Genomic DNA, 19,300 nt, shown 5'->3' on the forward strand with positions numbered 1-19,300 from the left:
GCTAACCCTTACAGCGGTGACAACTGCTCCATCGGCCAACGCGCCTGCACGCTGATCGCCAGGCTCTCATGCTGCCCGGCCTGCAGGCGTTGACAGCCAGCGTAGGCGATCATGGCGCCATTGTCGGTGCAGAACTCTGGGCGCGCATAGAACACGTCGCCGTTCATCTCACCGAGCATTTTCTCCAACGCGCTGCGCAAAGCCTTGTTGGCACTGACGCCGCCAGCTATCACCAGGCGCTTCATGCCTGCCTGCTTCAGGGCGCGCTTGCACTTGATGGTCAAAGTCTCCACCACGGCCTGCTGGAACGCCAGCGCGATGTCGCAACGGGCTTGCTCGCCGTCGTCTCCGGCGCTGACGCTCTGCTGCCAGGTATTCAACGCCGAGGTTTTCAAGCCGCTGAAGCTGAACATCAGCCCCGGGCGATCGCACATCGGCCGTGGGAAGGTGTAACGACCGGCCACGCCTTTTTCGGCAAGACGGGCAATTTCCGGACCGCCGGGATAATTGAGCCCCATCATCTTCGCGGTCTTGTCGAATGCTTCGCCTGCGGCGTCGTCCAGCGACTCGCCCAACAGCGTGTATTGGCCGATGCCGTCGACCTGAACCAGCTGCGTATGCCCCCCCGAAACCAACAAAGCGACGAACGGGAACGCTGGCGGTGTTTTTTCCAGCATCGGTGCCAGCAAATGCCCTTCCATGTGGTGCACACCGAGGGCCGGAATCCCCCAGGCAAACGCCAACGCCTGGGCACAGGAAGCCCCAACCAGAAGGGCTCCGACCAATCCCGGGCCTGCGGTATAGGCAATCGCGTCGATCTCGGTCGGCACGCAGCCGGCCTCATCCAACACCTGGCGAATCAACGGCAGCATGCGTTTGACGTGATCACGGCTGGCAAGCTCCGGCACCACGCCGCCATAGGCGCGGTGCAGGTCGATCTGACTGAACAGCGCATCGGCCAAAAGCCCGCGTTCACTGTCGTAAAGTGCGACACCGGTTTCGTCGCAGGAGGTTTCAAGTCCCAGTACTAGCATGGGTTTGCGCCTTGTAGAGGCTGAATTCGAAGGCGCGCATAATAGTCGCCACTCCCCCTCCCGACTAGCGGTTTTCGATCAGAGGCTTTGCATTCCTGCCAATGAGGGGTTAACATCCGCAACCCTTAAAAACCGACGACCTCAGCCGCGAATTGTTTGCGACGAGAACGTTGATCCCGGTAATGAAAGAAGGTAGCTCTGGATGCCAGCCGTCAAAGTAAAAGAGAACGAACCCTTCGACGTAGCTCTGCGTCGTTTCAAGCGCTCCTGCGAAAAAGCCGGTGTTCTGGCTGAAGTTCGTAGCCGCGAATTTTATGAGAAGCCAACTTCTGAGCGTAAGCGTAAGGCAGCAGCCGCTGTTAAGCGTCACGCCAAGAAAGTTCAGCGCGAACAGCGCCGCGCCGTTCGTCTGTACTAATACACAGACGTTCGTAGCAAGCTTCTGCCAAGCCCGGCCCTCAGCCGGGCTGTTGGCATTTGCGGATATCGCTTGATGCTTCATCGTCGACGCCGCACACGCGACCGAGACACTGCTTCACACGTCAGGACTGGCTCTTTTGCCAGCGGTGCACGTCTCTTCTGACGAGCCTAACAAGGCTACTGACGAGCACACCTATTCTTCAAGCAGGCGATCAACTGTGTCGACTGTGCCCATCGATGAGCTTCCGAGACCGCTCACAGGTCAAGACCGGACTCACGGGCAACTTTTATTCGTCGGACACTGATAGAGACTAACGTCAGCGAATGTTCGGCAGATACACTCCCTGACACCCCATGCAGACGATAATGCTCGAGCGCCCAACGCGCGCTTGAACATTTCACGGGCCCTCATTTACACGCAGTGATGACGAGAACGCCATGGCCGGGCTGATTCCCCAGAGCTTTATTGACGACCTTCTGAACCGCACCGACATCGTCGATGTTGTCAGCTCACGCGTGCAACTGAAAAAAGCCGGCAAGAACTACACCGCCTGCTGCCCGTTCCATAAGGAAAAAACCCCGTCGTTCAGTGTCAGCCCGGACAAGCAGTTCTATTACTGCTTCGGTTGCGGCGCCGGCGGCAACGCCCTCGGCTTCCTGATGGACCACGACAATCTGGATTTCCCCCAGGCCGTCGAGGACCTGGCGAAAGCCGCCGGCATGGAAATCCCCCGCGAAGAAAGTGGCCGCGCGCACAAACCGCGACAACCCACCGACTCGCCGCTGTATCCGCTGCTGACCGCCGCTGCCGATTTCTATCGGCAGGCGCTTAAAAGCCATCCGCAGCGCAAAGCCGCTGTCGATTACCTCAAGGGCCGGGGCCTCACCGGGGAAATCGCCCGGGACTTCGGGCTCGGTTTTGCCCCGCCCGGCTGGGACAACCTGTACAAGCACCTGAGCAGCGATACGCTCCAGCAAAAAGCCATGATTGACGCCGGCCTGCTGATTGAAAACGCCGAGACTGGCAAACGCTATGACCGCTTCCGTGACCGCGTGATGTTTCCGATCCGCGACAGCCGCGGCCGCATCATTGCGTTCGGTGGCCGAGTGCTGGGGGACGACAAGCCCAAGTACCTGAACTCCCCGGAAACCCCGGTGTTCCATAAAGGCCAGGAACTCTACGGCCTGTTCGAAGCGCGCAAGAACAACCGCAACCTCGACGAGATCATCGTGGTTGAAGGCTATATGGACGTCATCGCCCTGGCTCAGCAGGGCCTGCGCAATGCGGTGGCGACCCTCGGCACCGCCACCAGCGAAGAACACATGAAGCGCCTGTTCCGCGTCGTGCCCAGCGTGCTGTTCTGTTTCGACGGCGACCAGGCCGGCCGCAATGCCGCCTGGCGCGCGCTCGAGGCCACGCTGTCGAGCCTGCAGGACGGGCGCCGTGCACGCTTTTTGTTCCTGCCCGAAGGCGAAGACCCGGACACCCTGGTGCGCTCCGAAGGCACCGACGCGTTCCGTGCGCGTATCAATCAACATGCACAACCGCTGGCGGACTATTTTTTCCAGCAGTTGACCGAAGAGGCCGACCCGCGCTCGCTTGAAGGCAAGGCCCACATGGCCACCCTCGCAGCGCCGTTGATCGACAAGGTCCCAGGCGCCAATTTGCGCACCCTGATGCGCCAGCGCCTGCTGGAAATCACCGGATTGAGCGGCGAAGCCGTGAGCCAGCTGGTGCACAGCGCCCCTCAGCACGCGCCGCCCACCTACGACCCAGGCATGGATTACGACGCCATGCCGGACTATGCCGACTTTCACCAACCGCAGGAGGCGTTTACGCCCCAGCAGGAGTGGACGCCGAAGAAGCCCGGGGCCGGCGGCAAGAAGTGGGACAAGAAGCCCTGGAGCAAGAATGGCAAGCGCGGCGATCGCGATGAGGCCTATGCCCCGCGCACGCCGGTTGCCGTAGAAGCGCCGACGCTGATTGCGTTGCGCACGCTTATCCACCACCCGCAATTGGCGGGCAAGGTAGAAAGCGCCGATCATTTCGCCAACGAGAGCAACACCTACGCTCAGGTGCTTATCGCCCTGATCGAGGCCGTGCAGAAAAATCCTAAGCTAAACTCAATTCAGCTGATGGCTCGCTGGCATGGCACGGAACAGGGCCGCCTATTGAAGGCACTCGCGGAAAAGGAGTGGCTAATTGACGGCGATAACCTTGAACAACAGTTTTTAGACACCATTAACAGGTTATCCGCGGGTCAACATACACAGACCCTCGATGAGCTCATCAAGAGAGCAAGACAGCCGGGATTGTCGGCTGAAGAGCAGATTCAGATAGCAAAACAGATGCGCGACCTCTTAAAACAGAACGTTTGCACATCAAACCCGACCTCAGCTGGCGTGTGAGGTCATAGCTCGGGTATAATCCTCGGCTTGTTTTTTGCCCGCCAAGACCTTCAGTGGATAGGGTGTTATGTCCGGAAAAGCGCAACAGCAGTCTCGTATCAAAGAGTTGATCACCCTTGGTCGTGAGCAGAAGTATCTGACTTACGCAGAGGTCAACGACCACCTGCCTGAGGATATTTCAGATCCAGAGCAGGTGGAAGACATCATCCGCATGATTAATGACATGGGGATCCCCGTACACGAGAGTGCTCCGGATGCGGACGCCCTTATGTTGGCCGACGCCGATACCGACGAGGCAGCCGCTGAAGAAGCCGCTGCCGCGTTGGCCGCGGTGGAGACCGACATCGGTCGCACGACTGACCCTGTGCGCATGTATATGCGTGAAATGGGTACCGTCGAGTTGCTGACACGCGAAGGCGAAATCGAAATCGCCAAGCGTATCGAAGAGGGCATCCGTGAAGTGATGGGCGCAATCGCGCACTTCCCTGGCACGGTTGACCACATTCTCTCCGAGTACACTCGCGTCACCACCGAAGGCGGCCGCCTGTCTGACGTCCTCAGCGGTTATATCGACCCGGACGACGGCATTGCGCCGCCTGCCGCCGAAATACCGCCGCCTGTCGATCCGAAGGCGCCGAAAGCGGACGACGATGCCGACGAAGACGAGGCTGAAGCCAGCACCGACGACGAAGAAGAAGTCGAAAGCGGTCCAGACCCAGTCATCGCTGCCCAGCGTTTCGGTGCGGTTTCCGATCAAATGGAAATCACCCGCAAGGCCCTGAAGAAGCATGGTCGTGCCAACAAGCAGGCCATTGCCGAGCTGCTGGCCCTGGCTGAGCTGTTCATGCCGATCAAACTGGTACCGAAGCAATTCGAAGGCCTGGTTGAGCGGGTTCGTAGCGCCCTTGAGCGTCTGCGTGCACAAGAGCGTGCGATCATGCAGCTCTGTGTCCGTGATGCGCGCATGCCGCGCACCGATTTCCTGCGCCAGTTCCCGGGCCACGAAGTTGACGAAAGCTGGAGCGACGCCCTGGCCAAAGGCAAGGCGAAATACGCCGAAGCCATTGGTCGCCTGCAGCCGGACATCCTCCGTTGCCAGCAGAAACTGAGCGCACTGGAGGCTGAAACCGGCCTGACGATTGCCGAGATCAAGGACATCAACCGTCGCATGTCGATCGGTGAGGCCAAGGCCCGCCGCGCGAAGAAAGAGATGGTTGAAGCCAACTTGCGTCTGGTGATCTCCATCGCCAAGAAGTACACCAACCGTGGCCTGCAATTCCTCGACCTGATCCAGGAAGGCAACATCGGCTTGATGAAAGCGGTGGACAAGTTCGAATACCGTCGCGGCTACAAGTTCTCGACTTATGCCACCTGGTGGATCCGTCAGGCGATCACTCGCTCGATCGCCGACCAGGCCCGCACCATCCGTATTCCGGTGCACATGATCGAGACCATCAACAAGCTCAACCGAATTTCCCGGCAGATGTTGCAGGAAATGGGTCGCGAACCGACCCCGGAAGAGTTGGGCGAACGCATGGAAATGCCTGAGGACAAAATCCGCAAGGTATTGAAGATCGCTAAAGAGCCGATCTCCATGGAAACCCCGATCGGTGATGACGAAGACTCCCATCTGGGTGATTTCATCGAAGACTCGACCATGCAGTCGCCAATCGATGTCGCCACCGTTGAGAGCCTCAAGGAAGCGACTCGCGACGTACTCTCCGGCCTCACTGCCCGTGAAGCCAAGGTACTGCGCATGCGTTTCGGCATCGACATGAATACCGACCACACCCTTGAGGAAGTCGGTAAGCAGTTTGACGTGACCCGTGAGCGGATCCGTCAGATCGAGGCCAAGGCGTTGCGCAAGTTGCGCCACCCGACGCGAAGCGAGCATCTGCGCTCCTTCCTCGACGAGTGATACCAGAACCCCCGGCCCAGGCCGGGGGTTTTGCTTTCTAACAATTACTTCCACAGATAACTGCCCCGCAACTCCCCTCCCCCGCAATGCCCGTCTACACTCGAGAAATTCCCCGTGCCATAACGAGACCGTTATGCCCAGATTGCCGACCGTGATACTGCTGTCGCTGCTGACCTGGACCGCAACGGCTGGCGCGTTGACTCTCACGGATGATGAGCGTAGCTGGCTGACGGACCATCAGGAGCTGCGCCTTGGGGTGGATGCGTCCTGGCCGCCCTTTGAATACCGCGATGAAGAGAGCCGCTACCAGGGCCTGTCCGCCGATTATGTGCGCCTGATCCAGGATCGCCTGGGCATCCGGGTCAAGCTGATCGAGCCGGCAAACTGGACCGCTGTGCTTGAGCAAGCACGCAACAGTCAGCTCGACCTGCTACCTGGCGTCATGTCTACCCCGGAACGCCAGAGTTTCCTGGCCTTCACGCGCCCCTATCTCGACTTTCCCATCGTGATACTGGCCCATGAAGGCGGCGCCAAGCCGCGCAATCTCAACGATTTGTACGGACTGAAAATCGCCGTGGTGGAAAACTATGCGCCTCATGAATTACTGCGCACCCACCATCCGGACCTCAATCTCGTCGCGATGCCGAACGTCAGCTCTATGCTGCAGGCCCTGGCCACCGATGAAGTCGATGCGGTCGTCAGCGACCTGGCTTCCAGCGTGTGGAGCCTGCGCCAACTGAAACTCGATGGCTTGTACGTGAGCGGCGAAACGCCCTACCGCTATCAGTTGGCAATGGGCGTCCCGCAGGATGAGAAAATACTGGTGGGCATTCTGGACAAAGTGCTCGCCGATCTCAGCCCAGCCGAAACCGATGCGATCCAGCAGCGCTGGGTCGGCAGCTTCAGCGATCACCGCACGCTCTGGGCGGATTTGCTGATGTACGGTCTGCCTGCGGTATTGCTGCTGAGCACCGTGCTGGCCGTTGTGATTCGAATCAATCGTCGGCTCAGCTCGGAAATTTCCCGCCGGGTTGCCCTTGAGCAAGAACTGCGCAGCAGCGAGTACCACTATCGCGGCCTGGTGGAGAGCCTGTCCGCTATCGCCTGGGAAGCCAACATCAGCGATTTCACCTACAGCTACGTGTCGCCCCATGCTGAAGAATTGCTCGGCTACCCCCGCGCACATTGGCTGATCCCCGGTTTCTGGCGCAACATCATTCACCCCGCCGACCTGACCCGCGCCGAAACGTATTGCTACCGTGAAACCCGCGCCAACCGTGATCACAGCATCGACTATCGCGTTATCACCGCCGATGGCCGCTGCCTGTGGGTACGCGACATTGTCAGCCTGATCGAATACGGCCATGAACCGGTGCTGCGCGGCTTGATGATCGACATCAGCGAAGCCAAGCGTACGGAAGAGGCACTGCAGCTGTCAGAGCAGAAATTTGCCTCCGTGTTCCAGCAATGCCCGGACATCCTGGTGATCGCCCGCCTGTCCGACGGATGCCTGCTTGAAGTCAACAAGGCCTTTGAAGACCAGATTGGCCTGAGCGCCCAGGAGGTGGTGGGCAAAACCGCCACCGAGCTGAATATCTGGGGTGTTGAAGGCGTCGGTCCGGATTTGCTGCAACGCGTGCAGACCACCAGCATCCGCAACCTGGAGATGATTTTCTGGCGCAGCAATGGCCAGGCGTTTACCGGGCTTATTTCGACCGAGCCGTTCCAACTCGATACCACCGAGGCACTGGTGGTCGTGGTGCGAGATATCACCCAGCTCAAGGAAACCCAACAGCAGCTGCAAACTTCCGAGGAGAAGTTTGCCAAGGCGTTTCATGCCTCCCCCGATGGCTTGTTGCTGAGCCGGCAAAGCGATGGGCTGCTGATCGAAGTGAACGAAGGCTTCAGCCACCTGACCGGCTACACCAGCGCCACGTCGCTCGACCAGTCGGCTTTGGACCTTGGCATATGGGTCGACCTTAATGAGCGCAAGCACATGCTGGAGTTGATGCAGCGCGACGGCTTTGTCCGCGACTTCATCTGCCGTATCCGCCGCGTCGACGGCCAGATTCGCCTCTGCGAACTGTCCAGCCGCCCGCTGCCCATTGGCGACGAAGACTGCATGCTGACCATCGCCCGCGACATCACCGAACGCCAGCTGATGCAGGAAAAATTGCAACAAGCCGCCACAGTGTTCGAAAGCACCGCCGAAGGCGTATTGATCACCGACACGCGGCAGAACATCAGTGCAGTAAACCGCGCCTTCAGTGAAATCACTGGCTACAGCGAGGCCGAAGCGCTGGGCCATACCCCGCGCCTGCTCGCCTCCGGCATGCACGACAGCGCTTTCTATGCCGCGATGTGGCACCAACTGACGACCCAAGGTCACTGGCAGGGCGAAATTTCCAACCGGCGCAAGAACGGTGAGCTGTACCCGAGCTGGCTGACCATCAGCGCCGTGCGCAATCGCGAGCAGGTGGTCACGCATTTTGTCGCCGTATTTGCCGACATCTCCAGCCTCAAGCTCGCCCAGGCGCGCCTCGACTATCAGGCCCATCACGACCCGTTGACCGGCCTGCCCAACCGCACGCTGTTTGAAAGCCGACTACAGGCGGCCCTCAACGGCCAGCAGGAAAGCGGCAATCAAGGCGCGGTGTTGTTTCTTGACCTGGACCGCTTCAAACACATCAACGACAGCCTGGGCCACCCGGTCGGCGACCTGCTGCTCAAAGACATCGCCGTACGCCTCAAGGACCAGCTGCGCGATATCGACACCGTCGCCCGCCTGGGCGGCGATGAATTCATCATCCTGCTGCCCGGCCTGCACCAGGCCAGCGATGCGCAATATCTGGCGAACAAACTGCTCGATTGCTTCACACCGCCCTTCCAGGCCGGCGAGCACGAATTCTTTATCAGCGCGAGTATCGGCACAAGTTTGTACCCGCAGGACGGCACCGATGTCGCCACCCTGGTCAAAAATGCCGACGCCGCGATGTACCGTTCCAAAGCCAAGGGCCGCAACCGCGTTGAAAGCTACACCCGCGACCTGACGGCTCAGGCCAATGAACGCGTGGCACTGGAGCATGAACTGCGCCGCGCCATCGAACGTGAAGAGATGAGCCTGTATTACCAACCCAAACGCAGCCTGCTCACCCAGCAACTGATCGGCGCCGAAGCCTTGATACGCTGGCACCACCCGACCTTTGGCGACGTACCGCCCGAACACTTCATCGCCCTGGCCGAAGAGAACGGCACGATCCTGCAAATTGGCGACTGGGTACTGGAACAGGCCTGCCGACAGATGCACGCCTGGCAAGACGCTTTCGATGATTTCGGGCCACTGTCCGTCAACCTCGCCGGCGCGCAACTGCGTCACCCCAACCTGCTGTCACGCATCGAACAACTGCTGCGCGACTACCGCCTGGAGCCCGGCTGCCTGCAACTGGAGATCACCGAAAACTTCATCATGAGCCAGGCCGAAGAAGCGCTGGAAGTGCTGCACCAACTCAAAGGCCTGGGCGTGCAGCTGGCAATCGATGATTTCGGTACCGGCTATTCTTCCCTCAGCTACCTCAAGCGCCTGCCGCTGGACTTCCTCAAGATTGACCAATCCTTCGTCCGCGGCCTGCCCGACGACCCTCACGACGCCGCCATCGTCCGCGCCATCATCGCCCTCGGCCACAGCATGCAATTCACCATCATCGCCGAAGGCGTGGAGAACCCCGCCCAGCAAGCCTTCCTCGCCGCAGAAGGCTGTGAACAGATGCAAGGCTACATCGTCAGCCTGCCCCTGCCACCGGAGCAATTTGCCGCAACCTTCCTTCGTACACGGATGAGGGATTTTACGGATGGCACAGCGGGGAAACCGTCGTTATAATCCGCGTCCAGTTACAAGGGCCTATAGCTCAGTTGGTCAGAGCAGAGGACTCATAATCCTTTGGTCCACGGTTCAAGTCCGTGTGGGCCCACCACTTTGAAAGCCGCGCATTGCGCGGCTTTCGTCGTTTTTGGAGTTCAAAAAGGTCGAGCTGAAAACTACAAAAAATCGCTTCCCGTCCACAAAACGTCCGCACCCGCTTAAATCTTACTCAATCCGCTTTGTATAGCGACGCAAAATCCAACCCTCGTAAAGCTCATCTTCCATGACTACTGAGACGTAGAGCCATGCTCGATCTGCGGAATCTAGTACCTGTACCAATGAACCAATTCTAATTTTGAGCACGGTCTCAGACTGCCTGCTTGGTTCGTCCATCAGATGGATATCCACCCCTGTGACGATCCTAAAGCCCACCAGCTCACTTTTATCGGCTCCTGAGGGTAGGTGACGCGCTTGTGCCCGAGCTGCGGCGGGAGTCCCAACGCTGGTGAACAGCCCCGAGATATTTCGTTGCAGTTCGAAACTCTTATTTATATTGCCTATCGGGTCCTTTGCGAACGCCGCCAGCACCAAGTACAAAAAGTATACAAGCGCTCCGTAGGACAAACCCTTCAAGTTTCCATTACTTAGGAAAGCGCTTACTACCTCCTTCGAAGCAGCCAAGTCATTCACCGAATCATTCACCGGTGTAAAGTCCTCTACGCCTCCAATGGCAGCTACAGCCTCCTCAAAGCCCGACTCGATTTGTGCAGCCGAGATTCTTCCTGACCGGATCAGCTCAAAAAACTCCAGCACCACAACAAACGTGAGATATACGCAAGCGCTCATATGACATCTGGCCCGGCCCTCCTACCTCATCCAGAACCATAAGAACACAGCAAATTTGCTCAGATTTTTTTACCGACCCTTTTTAAAGCATCTTGCAGCCAGTGGGCATCATTAAACGAGATTTCAGCGGTTTCTCCAGAGAACAACAGTTGATGTCCTGGCAAAATGTCTTCCGCCTTCATTGAACGACTGAAAAACCTCGTAGTTTCGGCAAACTCAAACACTCCATCTGGATACGCTGCCGGCTGTAGCGCATGGCAAAAAACACAAGCGACGTCTTTTGTTCCGTAATCAAATGAGTTCACAAGATTAAAAATCTTTTTATCTCGAATAAACTCGACTTCTGGTCCGTGCAAGGTTTCGTATGCAATATGGATAACCGTTTTACCATGCTCCGGCGCCTGCTCTACTGCCTTAACCAGTAAACTCCTGACATCCCTAGCTTTCCTATCAATGGAAATATCTGCTGTGCATTCCCATCTAGCACAATAAACTCTACGTATAATTTTTACAAACCGATTAAGTGCCGATTCCGCTTCCGGCATGCGTAAAAACTTGGCATCCATCGCCATTGTATAGGAGGCATGAGATTCCCATTCTTGATCTATCAGGGCGTTTATTTCCGGAGAGGGGAATTTAACCGAAAATTTTGAAAAATGATCCCACATTTTTGGATAATTGATAAGTTTAAGCGTCAACTCGAACTCTGAATTTTCCGTAAATGGAGTTTTATCCTTGATCGCCGACCGGTATAGCTCCGCAACTGCTCCTTTAGGAATAGACGCCACTTCGGATTTAAAATTAACTCTTACCATAAAAGGCAGTTTACTTTTCAGCATTTCAGGCAGCAATTCTGCCCACTGCTTCAGCCATGCCTCCCGTTCTTGCTCTGAATAATCGGTCACTTTTTGGAATCGTTTACACTCGACGAAAAGAACATCATCACCTTTAATCACTTTCAAGTCAGGAGTTTTCCCTCCACCCTTAACCTCTGGGATAAACTCTACAAGCCAGCCCTGTTCTGCGTAAGCTATGGCTACAATCAATTCAAACAATACCGAGTCAGCGTTATTGTCTTTCCCATAGAACATATCTTTAACACGTTTCTCCACTCCAACGACGCTCTTAAGTAAGTCTATAGAACTGCCAATCTTCATGAAATAAGGTTTTATTCGCGCCCATTGCGACTGATCATGCCCAAAAGCTTTTGTAGAGCAGACCTCGGCCAGATACAGGTACCAGTCTATCCATTTAGCAAAGTAAGCCATTCGATTATTGTACTGCATTGAGTCTTTAGTGGCAGATTCAACTATAGATTTGGTGATCCCCGCAAAGTATCCTTCCACACCAGACTTTCTACGAGCCCAAACATCCTCAGACATGAATGACTTGAAGTACTCAACCGCCGCCTTGATATTTATTACTACGGGATCTTTATGTATATCACTGATCCCTGCATAAAAACTGCGCAGCCGTTGTTCATGCTCACGTTTGGCTTTGATTTTAGCACGTTCAATTCGCGCATCTTTTTTCTTTATTTTTGCCATCTCAAACATTCCTTGTTCAGAAGCCATCTAAATCACTAAAAGATCGTCGGGCACTATGCCTGCTCAATGCTGCGATGAATAGCTATTAAGTCAGGGATATGCCGAAGGCATCGCTCTGTAAAAAATTCTCGAGCCTTGTTTATTCGATACTTATCAAACAAGCAATGTAATGCCTGTTCAAGCTTTGCATAGTTTGTAGTCTCAAGCTGCGAAATCACTCGAAAACGAAACGGCACCCCGGTTGTGTAAAGCTGTGCAATCCGCTTCTCCACAGGCCCAGTGGTGATTCCTATTTTGATAATTTCAACGCCTTCGGACGTGAATAGATTCGTTCCCAATACATACAACGTGCCGACGTCTGCAGCTAGCTTTTCTAGGTCCTCAACTTCGATAAAGTCTGGCTCATTTAGCTCCTGAGGTTCAGCGCCTGTCTCCAATGACATCCGATGAGGCTTCTGCGACTTGTCCGCGAAAATGTCGTTCGCACTGCGGCATGCGATGTAGATCCTGGCGAGTAACGCGTGGTCAAGATCCTTGTAGTTACCGCTTTCGACATTACGCACATGCGACTCAGTGCCGTAATAAGTCGGATAGCGTTCTTTGACGATCGTCCTGATTTCTTGAGGTGTGAGTCCTACCGGGTGTTCACGCAAAATCGCGCGCACCACATCGGTAAAGCTGAGGTTGGGCTGCATCAACGTTCCTTGTTTTCGTGCCACCTGAAGAAGGCATTCTATTTTGCCATCACTCGATTCAGAAGGATCCTACCTGCTTTGCGAGTTGCAGCCCAGAGGTCACCGCGTTAACCTCCTTCATGTCGCTGCTCATCAGCGACCGGGCCTGGAAACCCGACAAGAAGTGACGCTACAGCGTCGCCAAACAATCAGCGGACGCTTTTTTTGTGCCTGCTTTTTGTGCTTTTTGGCGGCTGTGCGTGGGAGACATTCGTGTCTGCCGAGTCGCTTCTTCTCGGTTTCCAGCCTGCGTACAGCTGCCACCTTTACGCCTGGAAACGTCAGTGGCAGCTCTTTTGGTAATACCAAGGAGCAAGCTATGCAGTACGGAAAAACCTCGTTCAAAACCACAACGTCCGCTCAGAACTTCCGTAAATCAGGAGGTCAGCAATGAGCACTCCATCCTCAGCCGAAACCATCGGCGCCGTAACCTTCGCAGATTGCGGCGAGGAAAAAGAAGATCTGAAACTGTTCCGCGTTAACGCGGGGGTACCGATCCGGGAAGCCCTTGATCACGCATCGCACGTGCTCTATTACTCCAAAATTCTCTCGCTTGAGGCCGCCATGGACCCCAGGGCGGAGAGGTTTGCGTTCGCCTCGCACTACTTGGGCGAAATGGGCAAGGCGATCATTGATGATCTACTGTTCTCTTTCGAGCCAGATGCCCCATCGAAGTCAGATGCCCCGTTAGAGCCAACCAACCTGGGTCCGCGGTAACTAGTCCGCGCCCGGTGCATCCCACCGGGCGCCTAAAACACACGCCTTAGCTTTCAGTCCAGGCAACCCGCCGATCCCTGCGCAACTGCCCATTCACCTGCAAAAACAACTGCCTAATCGGTCGTATCTCATTATTCATATACACCCGGTCAATCTTCTCCATATCCCCAAACCCCGCCGCATTCTCCGGCATGCACCCCGCCAGCGCCGGATTCATCCGCCAAGCCGCAATCACGTCATTCCTCGTAATATTCTTGATCCGCTCAAACTCATCCTTCGTCGCAATATCCCCCACCGGAATGATCTGAATCGCCTTATCCCCGCCCCCCGGAATGTTCACGAACAGCGAACGAAAATTCCCAACCCCCTTGCTCGCCCCAATCTGTGCCTGCATGCGTTCCTCGTCCGCCTCCGACAGGTTTGGGTCGTTTGTGTAGAAGATGAACCCTGCGTGCGCGCCGTTGTTGTAGTACCGGCGCCGAAACAGCGTGGCCGACTCGTTGAGCAGCAGCGCATGCATCCCGCCCAGGTAGTCAGGCACGCCGTAGATGTTCTGTTCCACGTCATAGTCCATCACATGCTCCACCTGGTCCGCGTCGAAGTGCAGTTGCTTTCCCCCTGGCAACAGCAGCACACACCCGCCACCGACCTTTCTGCGCATGTTCAGCGCCGGCAGGTGCTCCAGTTCCAGCACTTGGCCCAGCACGTTGGATTTGCGCTGAAAGTAGGCCTCGCCGAACACCATAAAATCCAACGCAGCGCGGCCCATGGTCTGCGCACTGCACCCGGCCGAGGGGACGAAGTCACGCAGCAGCAGGTTGCGTTTGAAGCGCGGGATGGTGCCGTGGTGGGCATTGGCGCGCAGCAGCTTGGCCAGGCCTGTGCGGGAGACGGGCGGCGTGTAGAGTTGCCCGTCGTCGCTGGCGAACACGCCCATGTATTCGCCCAGGTTGCCGGTCAGCACCGACTCGGGCGCGCCGAAGCTGAACGTGTTGACCTTGCGGTGCGTGCGGGTGGCCGGTGGCTTGGGATCGTTCATGGCTGCCTTCGAGGGTTGACCAGCGGCTGCGCCGCTTCTTGTGGACGTTGAGGGGTTCGTGGGCCAGTGCGTGCATCACCGCCCAGGCGATGTCGGCGTGGCCGGTGGCGTCAGTGCGTGATGCGCTGTAGGTGATCTGGCCGCTGGTGGTGGCGCCGCGCTTGATGGTCAGGAAAGCGGCGGCGATGTCGTTCCAACTGGCGTCCCACTCGATGCGGCGGCCCTGGATGGTGTCCTGGGCTTTGAGCACCAGCGTGTTCTTGGTTTCAAGGCTGTAGTGGATCGGCGTGGCGCGCGGGAAGAAGTCGCGCACCAGATCGAACACGCCGTAGCCCACGCCGGTGACATCGATGCCGATGTGTTGCACGTTGAAGCGCTCGCACAGCTTGTTGAACTGGCTGGCTTGGTAGGTGAACGAGTGGCCGCGCCAGGAGTGTTTTTCCAGGATGCGGAATTTGCCGCCCTGCTCCAGCGGCGGCGCGACCACCACGCAGGTGGCATCGTCGCGGGTGCGGCTGGGGTCATAGCCGATCCATACCGCCACCGGCAGGGACCTGAACCTGGTGGTGAGGCAAAAACACAACGCGACCGTTGGCCGCGACATGCACGAACGGATCCAGGGCCTACGCGAAAGCACGGCGGCGATCCGCCAACGGCTGGTGGCGCCCAGGACCTGGCTGGGTTCGGAGGGGGTCAACGTGCTGCAGGTACTGGGTGATGTGATCGATCTACTCCAGGAAATGAACACCGCCCTTGCCGCACACAAATACGGGCCGACACCGCCGCCGGATAACGCTACGCAGTTTGGTACGCATGCGGCTTCTGCAGCGGCGCGGGCTTGGAAACTGAAACCCATTATCGGATAAATTGATGCAGGATATTCGATGCGGCCAGTGCGACCGAAAGCTCGCAGAAATCGCGGGTTCGTTTGAGTTACAAATCAAACGCCCTCCGTCGGATGCTTAACCACATTCGAATCGAGCGTTCGCAAGCAAAATTCCGACGAGAGGCCAGGCAGGGTGTACATCCGGTTAATAATTTAACTCAACTGATGGTTGTATAGCGCGATGCATTGCGCAATACTTTACATACGTAAGCGCATAGGATTTTACGCATCTTAATGTGCTTCCTTGTGTTTCTTGTGTAATCTACAGGAGTTAAATCATGGCAGCTTTACTTGAGCGGGCCGAACAGGCCGTATCGGTTACAGCGATGGTGCGGGGATTCAGTGCGAAGCTCAAAGAGGTATCGAGTCGCGCTACCGATCGCCTGGTCGTATTCAAGGATAACGAGCCGGCCGCAGTCATTGTGAACGTTGAGGCTTATCAGGAAATGCTTGATGAGCTGGAAGACCTTCGCATTGAAGCGACAGCGCGTGATCGGCTGGCAAATTTCGAACCACAAAAGGCGATCTCTCACGCAGATATGCGGGCTAGGTACACCAAAAAAGACTAAGGATTTGCGATGGTTTGGGGCGTCACATACCACCCGGATACAGAAGACGACTTCGATAAACTTGGTTCGGCTGCCGCTAACCGGATCCTTGATGTGATCGAAGAAAGGATCGAAAACGGCGAGCCCGACAAAAGCGGCAAACCTTTGAGCGGCAGCCTCGCTGGCTGCCGCAGAATCCGAACCGGCGATACGCGAATTGTCTATCGTGTTGATGGAAAAGCTATTCAGGTTCTGATCATCGCGGTCGGAGCCCGCCGCGACAGCGAGATTTATGATGCGGCCAAAAAGAGAGTCTGAGCCCGCTATTGCGGGCTTCTCTTTGTCTTAACACCCACTTTCCCTACCTGAAGGCCCAGAGCCTCCCGCCAGTATGCCGCGAGCATCCCGAACAACGAGTTCAAGAATGCAGCAACCCACTATTGGCAGCCTGTTCGTAGGCATCAGAGGCTGATGTCGGATTTGAAAACGCCGGATACCGTACCGTCTGGCAGGTCGAACTTAACCCCATTAACCGGGCTGTGCTTGCCGATCGATTTCCCCATGCACGCCAATTTGAAGACGTGCGCGCCTGCGGGGCCCACAACTTGTCAGCCGTCGATGTCATCACCGCCGGCTTCCCTTGCCAAGACATCAGCATCGCCGGATGCCGTGAAAGCAACCGCGCCATCCGCGGCCTGCAAGGCGAACGCAGCGGTTTGTTTTGGGAAAAATGTGCAGAAGGAAGACGAAGTACCGAATGATTTTACTGTCCACGAGCCGTCCACACCGGAGGTGTAATACTTTCTGAAAACAGCAGAAGAACCCCCCTTAAACCGCGACATTATGGCGTTTTTTATCTGTCGATACTGGGCCTTTTTTAGGACTCATAATCCCTTTGTCGTAGGTTCGAGTCCTACCGGGCCCACCAACTCCAAAAAGCCGCGCATTGCGCGGCTTTTGCATGTCTGGTGCCACAGTTCTGTAAGCCCGACCAAGCCTGTAACATACCTGCCCACTGCCCCCCGCACTGGAGCTTCACCCTTGCCCGCCCTAGACGAAATCGACCGTCAACTGATCGCCGCCTTGCAGCTCAACGCCCGCGAAAGCGTGGCCATGCTTGCCCGGCAGTTGGGGATTGCGCGGACCACGGTGACTTCGCGCCTGGCGCGCCTTGAGAAGACCCAGGTGATTACCGGTTATGGTGTGCGCCTGGGCCAGCGTGTGGCGGATGGCGGGTTGCAGGCGTATGTGGGCATTACCGTGCAACCGCGTTCGGGCAAGGAAGTGCTGCGCCGGTTGAGTGCGATGGCTCAGGTGCAGCAGTTGTGCGCGGTGAGCGGTGAATTCGATTACGTGGCGTGGCTGCGCACAGAGTCGCCGGAGCAGCTTGATCAATTGCTGGATCAGATCGGCAGTGTCGAGGGTGTGGAAAAAACCACTACTTCAATCATTCTCAGTAACAAATTGGACCGTGGACAACCTATCTGACCAGCCACTTCGTCAGATTGACTAAAACCAGTGCAATCCGACGACACATTGCGTCTTATTAACGAGCGCAACGCTCCCTAAACTGGCTGCCATCTTTTCCTATACTCAACGGGCCCTGTCCCGCCGAGTCGTCAGTAAGGTCAGCCATGAGCATTCCGTCCAGCACCATCAGCAAGACCAACCGACACCCCGCCAATGGTAAAAAGCCCATCACCATCTTCGGCCCGGATTTCCCGTTCGCCTTTGATGACTGGATCGAGCACCCGGCCGGCCTGGGCAGTATTCCCGCCGCCAACCATGGTGCTGAAGTGGCGATTGTCGGCGCGGGGATCGCGGGCCTGGTGGCCGCTTACGAACTGATGAAGCTGGGCCTCAAGCCGGTAGTGTACGAAGCCTCGAAAATGGGTGGTCGCCTGCGTTCCCAAGCGTTTGAAGGCGCCGAAGGCATTATCGCCGAGCTGGGTGGGATGCGCTTTCCGGTGTCGTCCACGGCCTTCTATCACTATGTGGACAAGCTGGGCCTGGAAACCAAACCCTTTCCCAACCCGCTGACGCCCGCGTCTGGCAGTACCGTCATCGATCTGGAAGGCCAGACGCACTACGCGCAAAAACTCTCCGACCTGCCGGTGCTGTTCCAGGAGGTCGCCGACGCTTGGGCCGACGCGCTGGAAGCCGGTTCGCAGTTCGGCGATATTCAACAGGCGATCCGTGACCGCGACGTGCCGCGCCTCAAAGCGTTGTGGAATAAGCTGGTGCCGCTGTGGGATGACCGCACCTTCTACGACTTCGTCGCCACCTCAAAAGCCTTTGCCAAGCTGTCGTTTCATCATCGCGAAGTATTTGGCCAGGTCGGTTTCGGCACCGGCGGCTGGGACTCGGATTTCCCCAACTCGATGCTGGAGATCTTCCGCGTGGTGATGACCAACTGCGACGACCATCAGCATCTGGTCGTTGGCGGCGTGGCCCAAGTACCCATGGGCATTTGGCGTCACGTACCGGAACGCTGTGCCCATTGGCCCGCCGGCACCAGCCTCAGCTCATTGCATCGAGGCGCGCCACGGGCCGGCGTGAAGCGCATTGCTCACGCCGCCGACGGCCGTTTCGCCGTTACCGACATCTACGGTGACACCCGCGAATACGCCGCTGTATTGACCACCTGCCAAAGCTGGCTGCTGACCACCCAGATCGAATGCGACGAAACCCTGTTCTCGCAAAAAATGTGGATGGCTCTGGACCGCACGCGCTACATGCAGTCATCGAAAACCTTTGTCATGGTCGACCGCCCGTTCTGGAAAGACAAAGACCCGGAAACCGGCCGCGACCTGATGAGCATGACCCTCACCGACCGCCTGACGCGCGGCACTTATCTTTTCGACAACGGCGACGACAAGCCTGGGGTGATCTGCCTGTCCTACTCGTGGATGAGCGACGCGCTGAAAATGCTGCCCCAGCCCATCGATAAGCGGGTCAAACTGGCACTCGATGCGCTGACGAAGATCTACCCGAAAGTCGACATCAAGGCGCGCATCATCGGCGACCCGATCACCGTGTCCTGGGAAGCCGACCCGCATTTCCTCGGGGCCTTCAAAGGTGCACTGCCCGGCCACTATCGGTATAACCAGCGCATGTATGCGCACTTCATGCAGAAGGACATGCCCGCCGAACAACGTGGGATTTTTATCGCCGGCGACGACGTTTCCTGGACCCCAGCCTGGGTGGAGGGCGCGGTACAAACCTCGCTGAACGCGGTGTGGGGCATCATGACCCACTTCGGCGGCCGCACCCACCCGCAAAACCCAGGGCCCGGCGATGTGTTTGACGAGATAGGGCCAATCGCCCTGCCCGAATAAGGAGC

Annotated in this window: 17 protein-coding genes, 1 tRNA gene and 1 pseudogene; 13 read left to right on the forward strand and 6 right to left on the reverse strand. The window is 57.1% G+C overall.

Annotated features, from left to right (window positions below; translation table 11 throughout):
- Positions 1-8 precede the first annotated feature (8 nt).
- Positions 9-1,034 (reverse strand): tRNA (adenosine(37)-N6)-threonylcarbamoyltransferase complex transferase subunit TsaD, encoded by a 1,026-nt coding sequence (tsaD, locus tag C4J88_RS24610; RefSeq protein WP_124364659.1) that lies wholly within the window; start codon positions 1,032-1,034, stop codon positions 9-11.
- 202 nt (positions 1,035-1,236) lie between these two features.
- Between tsaD and rpsU the strand changes: the two genes are divergently transcribed.
- The 5 genes from rpsU to C4J88_RS24635 all read left to right on the forward strand — a co-directional run bounded on the left by rpsU (position 1,237) and on the right by C4J88_RS24635 (position 9,752).
- Positions 1,237-1,452, forward strand: a complete 216-nt coding sequence (gene rpsU, locus C4J88_RS24615; RefSeq protein WP_002551877.1) for a 30S ribosomal protein S21 — start codon at positions 1,237-1,239, stop codon at positions 1,450-1,452.
- 440 nt (positions 1,453-1,892) lie between these two features.
- Positions 1,893-3,863 carry a DNA primase gene (gene dnaG, locus C4J88_RS24620; protein WP_124408336.1) on the forward strand — a complete coding sequence of 657 codons (1,971 nt, stop codon included), beginning with the start codon at positions 1,893-1,895 and terminating at the stop codon, positions 3,861-3,863.
- Positions 3,864-3,930: 67 nt separating this feature from the next.
- On the forward strand, positions 3,931-5,781 hold the full coding sequence (rpoD, locus tag C4J88_RS24625) for an RNA polymerase sigma factor RpoD (protein WP_124364661.1): 1,851 nt from the start codon (positions 3,931-3,933) through the stop codon (positions 5,779-5,781).
- Between the two features lie 133 nt (positions 5,782-5,914).
- Positions 5,915-9,658, forward strand: coding sequence for a bifunctional diguanylate cyclase/phosphodiesterase (locus C4J88_RS24630; RefSeq protein ID WP_124408337.1), 3,744 nt, complete (start codon positions 5,915-5,917; stop codon positions 9,656-9,658).
- 17 nt (positions 9,659-9,675) lie between these two features.
- Positions 9,676-9,752: transfer RNA gene (locus tag C4J88_RS24635), tRNA-Ile, on the forward strand.
- 113 nt (positions 9,753-9,865) lie between these two features.
- On the opposite strand, the gene C4J88_RS24640 is transcribed toward C4J88_RS24635, so the two are convergent.
- The 3 genes from C4J88_RS24640 to C4J88_RS27875 are packed head-to-tail and all read right to left on the reverse strand — an operon-like array spanning position 9,866 to position 12,728.
- A complete protein-coding gene (locus tag C4J88_RS24640; RefSeq protein ID WP_124408338.1) occupies positions 9,866-10,486 on the reverse strand; it encodes a hypothetical protein in 621 nt (206 codons plus the stop codon).
- A 59-nt stretch (positions 10,487-10,545) separates the two neighbouring features.
- Positions 10,546-12,060, reverse strand: coding sequence for a hypothetical protein (locus C4J88_RS24645; protein WP_124408339.1), 1,515 nt, complete (start codon positions 12,058-12,060; stop codon positions 10,546-10,548).
- A gap of 26 nt (positions 12,061-12,086) precedes the next feature.
- The gene (locus C4J88_RS27875) at positions 12,087-12,728 is read right to left on the reverse strand and encodes a GIY-YIG nuclease family protein (RefSeq protein ID WP_124408340.1); all 642 of its coding nucleotides are present in this window, start codon (positions 12,726-12,728) and stop codon (positions 12,087-12,089) included.
- Between the two features lie 429 nt (positions 12,729-13,157).
- On the opposite strand from C4J88_RS27875, the gene C4J88_RS24655 reads away from it, so the two are divergent.
- The gene (locus tag C4J88_RS24655; protein WP_124408341.1) at positions 13,158-13,484 is read left to right on the forward strand and encodes a DUF3077 domain-containing protein; all 327 of its coding nucleotides are present in this window, start codon (positions 13,158-13,160) and stop codon (positions 13,482-13,484) included.
- A gap of 46 nt (positions 13,485-13,530) precedes the next feature.
- Here the strand turns inward: C4J88_RS24655 and C4J88_RS27880 are convergent, their stop codons facing one another.
- Together C4J88_RS27880 and C4J88_RS24665 are read right to left on the reverse strand one after the other, a co-directional pair.
- Positions 13,531-14,361: a phage portal protein gene (locus tag C4J88_RS27880; RefSeq protein WP_372238027.1), complete on the reverse strand. Its 831-nt coding sequence runs from the start codon at positions 14,359-14,361 to the stop codon at positions 13,531-13,533.
- Positions 14,288-15,127: a hypothetical protein gene (locus C4J88_RS24665; RefSeq protein ID WP_372237997.1), complete on the reverse strand. Its 840-nt coding sequence runs from the start codon at positions 15,125-15,127 to the stop codon at positions 14,288-14,290. The genes C4J88_RS27880 and C4J88_RS24665 overlap by 74 nt, the downstream gene beginning before the upstream one ends.
- Here C4J88_RS24665 and C4J88_RS27500 point away from each other — a divergent pair.
- From C4J88_RS27500 to C4J88_RS24695, 7 genes and pseudogenes are all read left to right on the forward strand, one after another.
- Positions 15,054-15,389, forward strand: a pseudogene (locus tag C4J88_RS27500) (hypothetical protein); the annotation flags it as partial. The gene C4J88_RS24665 and the pseudogene C4J88_RS27500 overlap by 74 nt on opposite strands.
- A 4-nt stretch (positions 15,390-15,393) precedes the next feature.
- On the forward strand, positions 15,394-15,489 hold the full coding sequence (locus C4J88_RS28190) for a Com family DNA-binding transcriptional regulator (RefSeq protein WP_124408342.1): 96 nt from the start codon (positions 15,394-15,396) through the stop codon (positions 15,487-15,489).
- A gap of 198 nt (positions 15,490-15,687) precedes the next feature.
- Complete coding sequence (locus C4J88_RS24675) at positions 15,688-15,978, forward strand: type II toxin-antitoxin system Phd/YefM family antitoxin (protein WP_124408343.1); 291 nt, start codon at positions 15,688-15,690, stop codon at positions 15,976-15,978.
- 9 nt (positions 15,979-15,987) lie between these two features.
- Positions 15,988-16,275 (forward strand): type II toxin-antitoxin system RelE/ParE family toxin, encoded by a 288-nt coding sequence (locus C4J88_RS24680; protein WP_124408344.1) that lies wholly within the window; start codon positions 15,988-15,990, stop codon positions 16,273-16,275.
- Between the two features lie 209 nt (positions 16,276-16,484).
- Positions 16,485-16,718: a DNA cytosine methyltransferase gene (locus C4J88_RS28195; protein ID WP_372238028.1), complete on the forward strand. Its 234-nt coding sequence runs from the start codon at positions 16,485-16,487 to the stop codon at positions 16,716-16,718.
- 280 nt (positions 16,719-16,998) lie between these two features.
- On the forward strand, positions 16,999-17,445 hold the full coding sequence (locus C4J88_RS24690) for an Lrp/AsnC family transcriptional regulator (protein WP_124364663.1): 447 nt from the start codon (positions 16,999-17,001) through the stop codon (positions 17,443-17,445).
- 167 nt (positions 17,446-17,612) lie between these two features.
- Positions 17,613-19,295 carry an NAD(P)/FAD-dependent oxidoreductase gene (locus C4J88_RS24695; RefSeq protein WP_124408681.1) on the forward strand — a complete coding sequence of 561 codons (1,683 nt, stop codon included), beginning with the start codon at positions 17,613-17,615 and terminating at the stop codon, positions 19,293-19,295.
- Positions 19,296-19,300 lie beyond the last annotated feature (5 nt).

Origin of the sequence: Pseudomonas sp. R4-39-08 (assembly GCF_003852275.1) — a bacterium.
Classification (GTDB): domain Bacteria; phylum Pseudomonadota; class Gammaproteobacteria; order Pseudomonadales; family Pseudomonadaceae; genus Aquipseudomonas.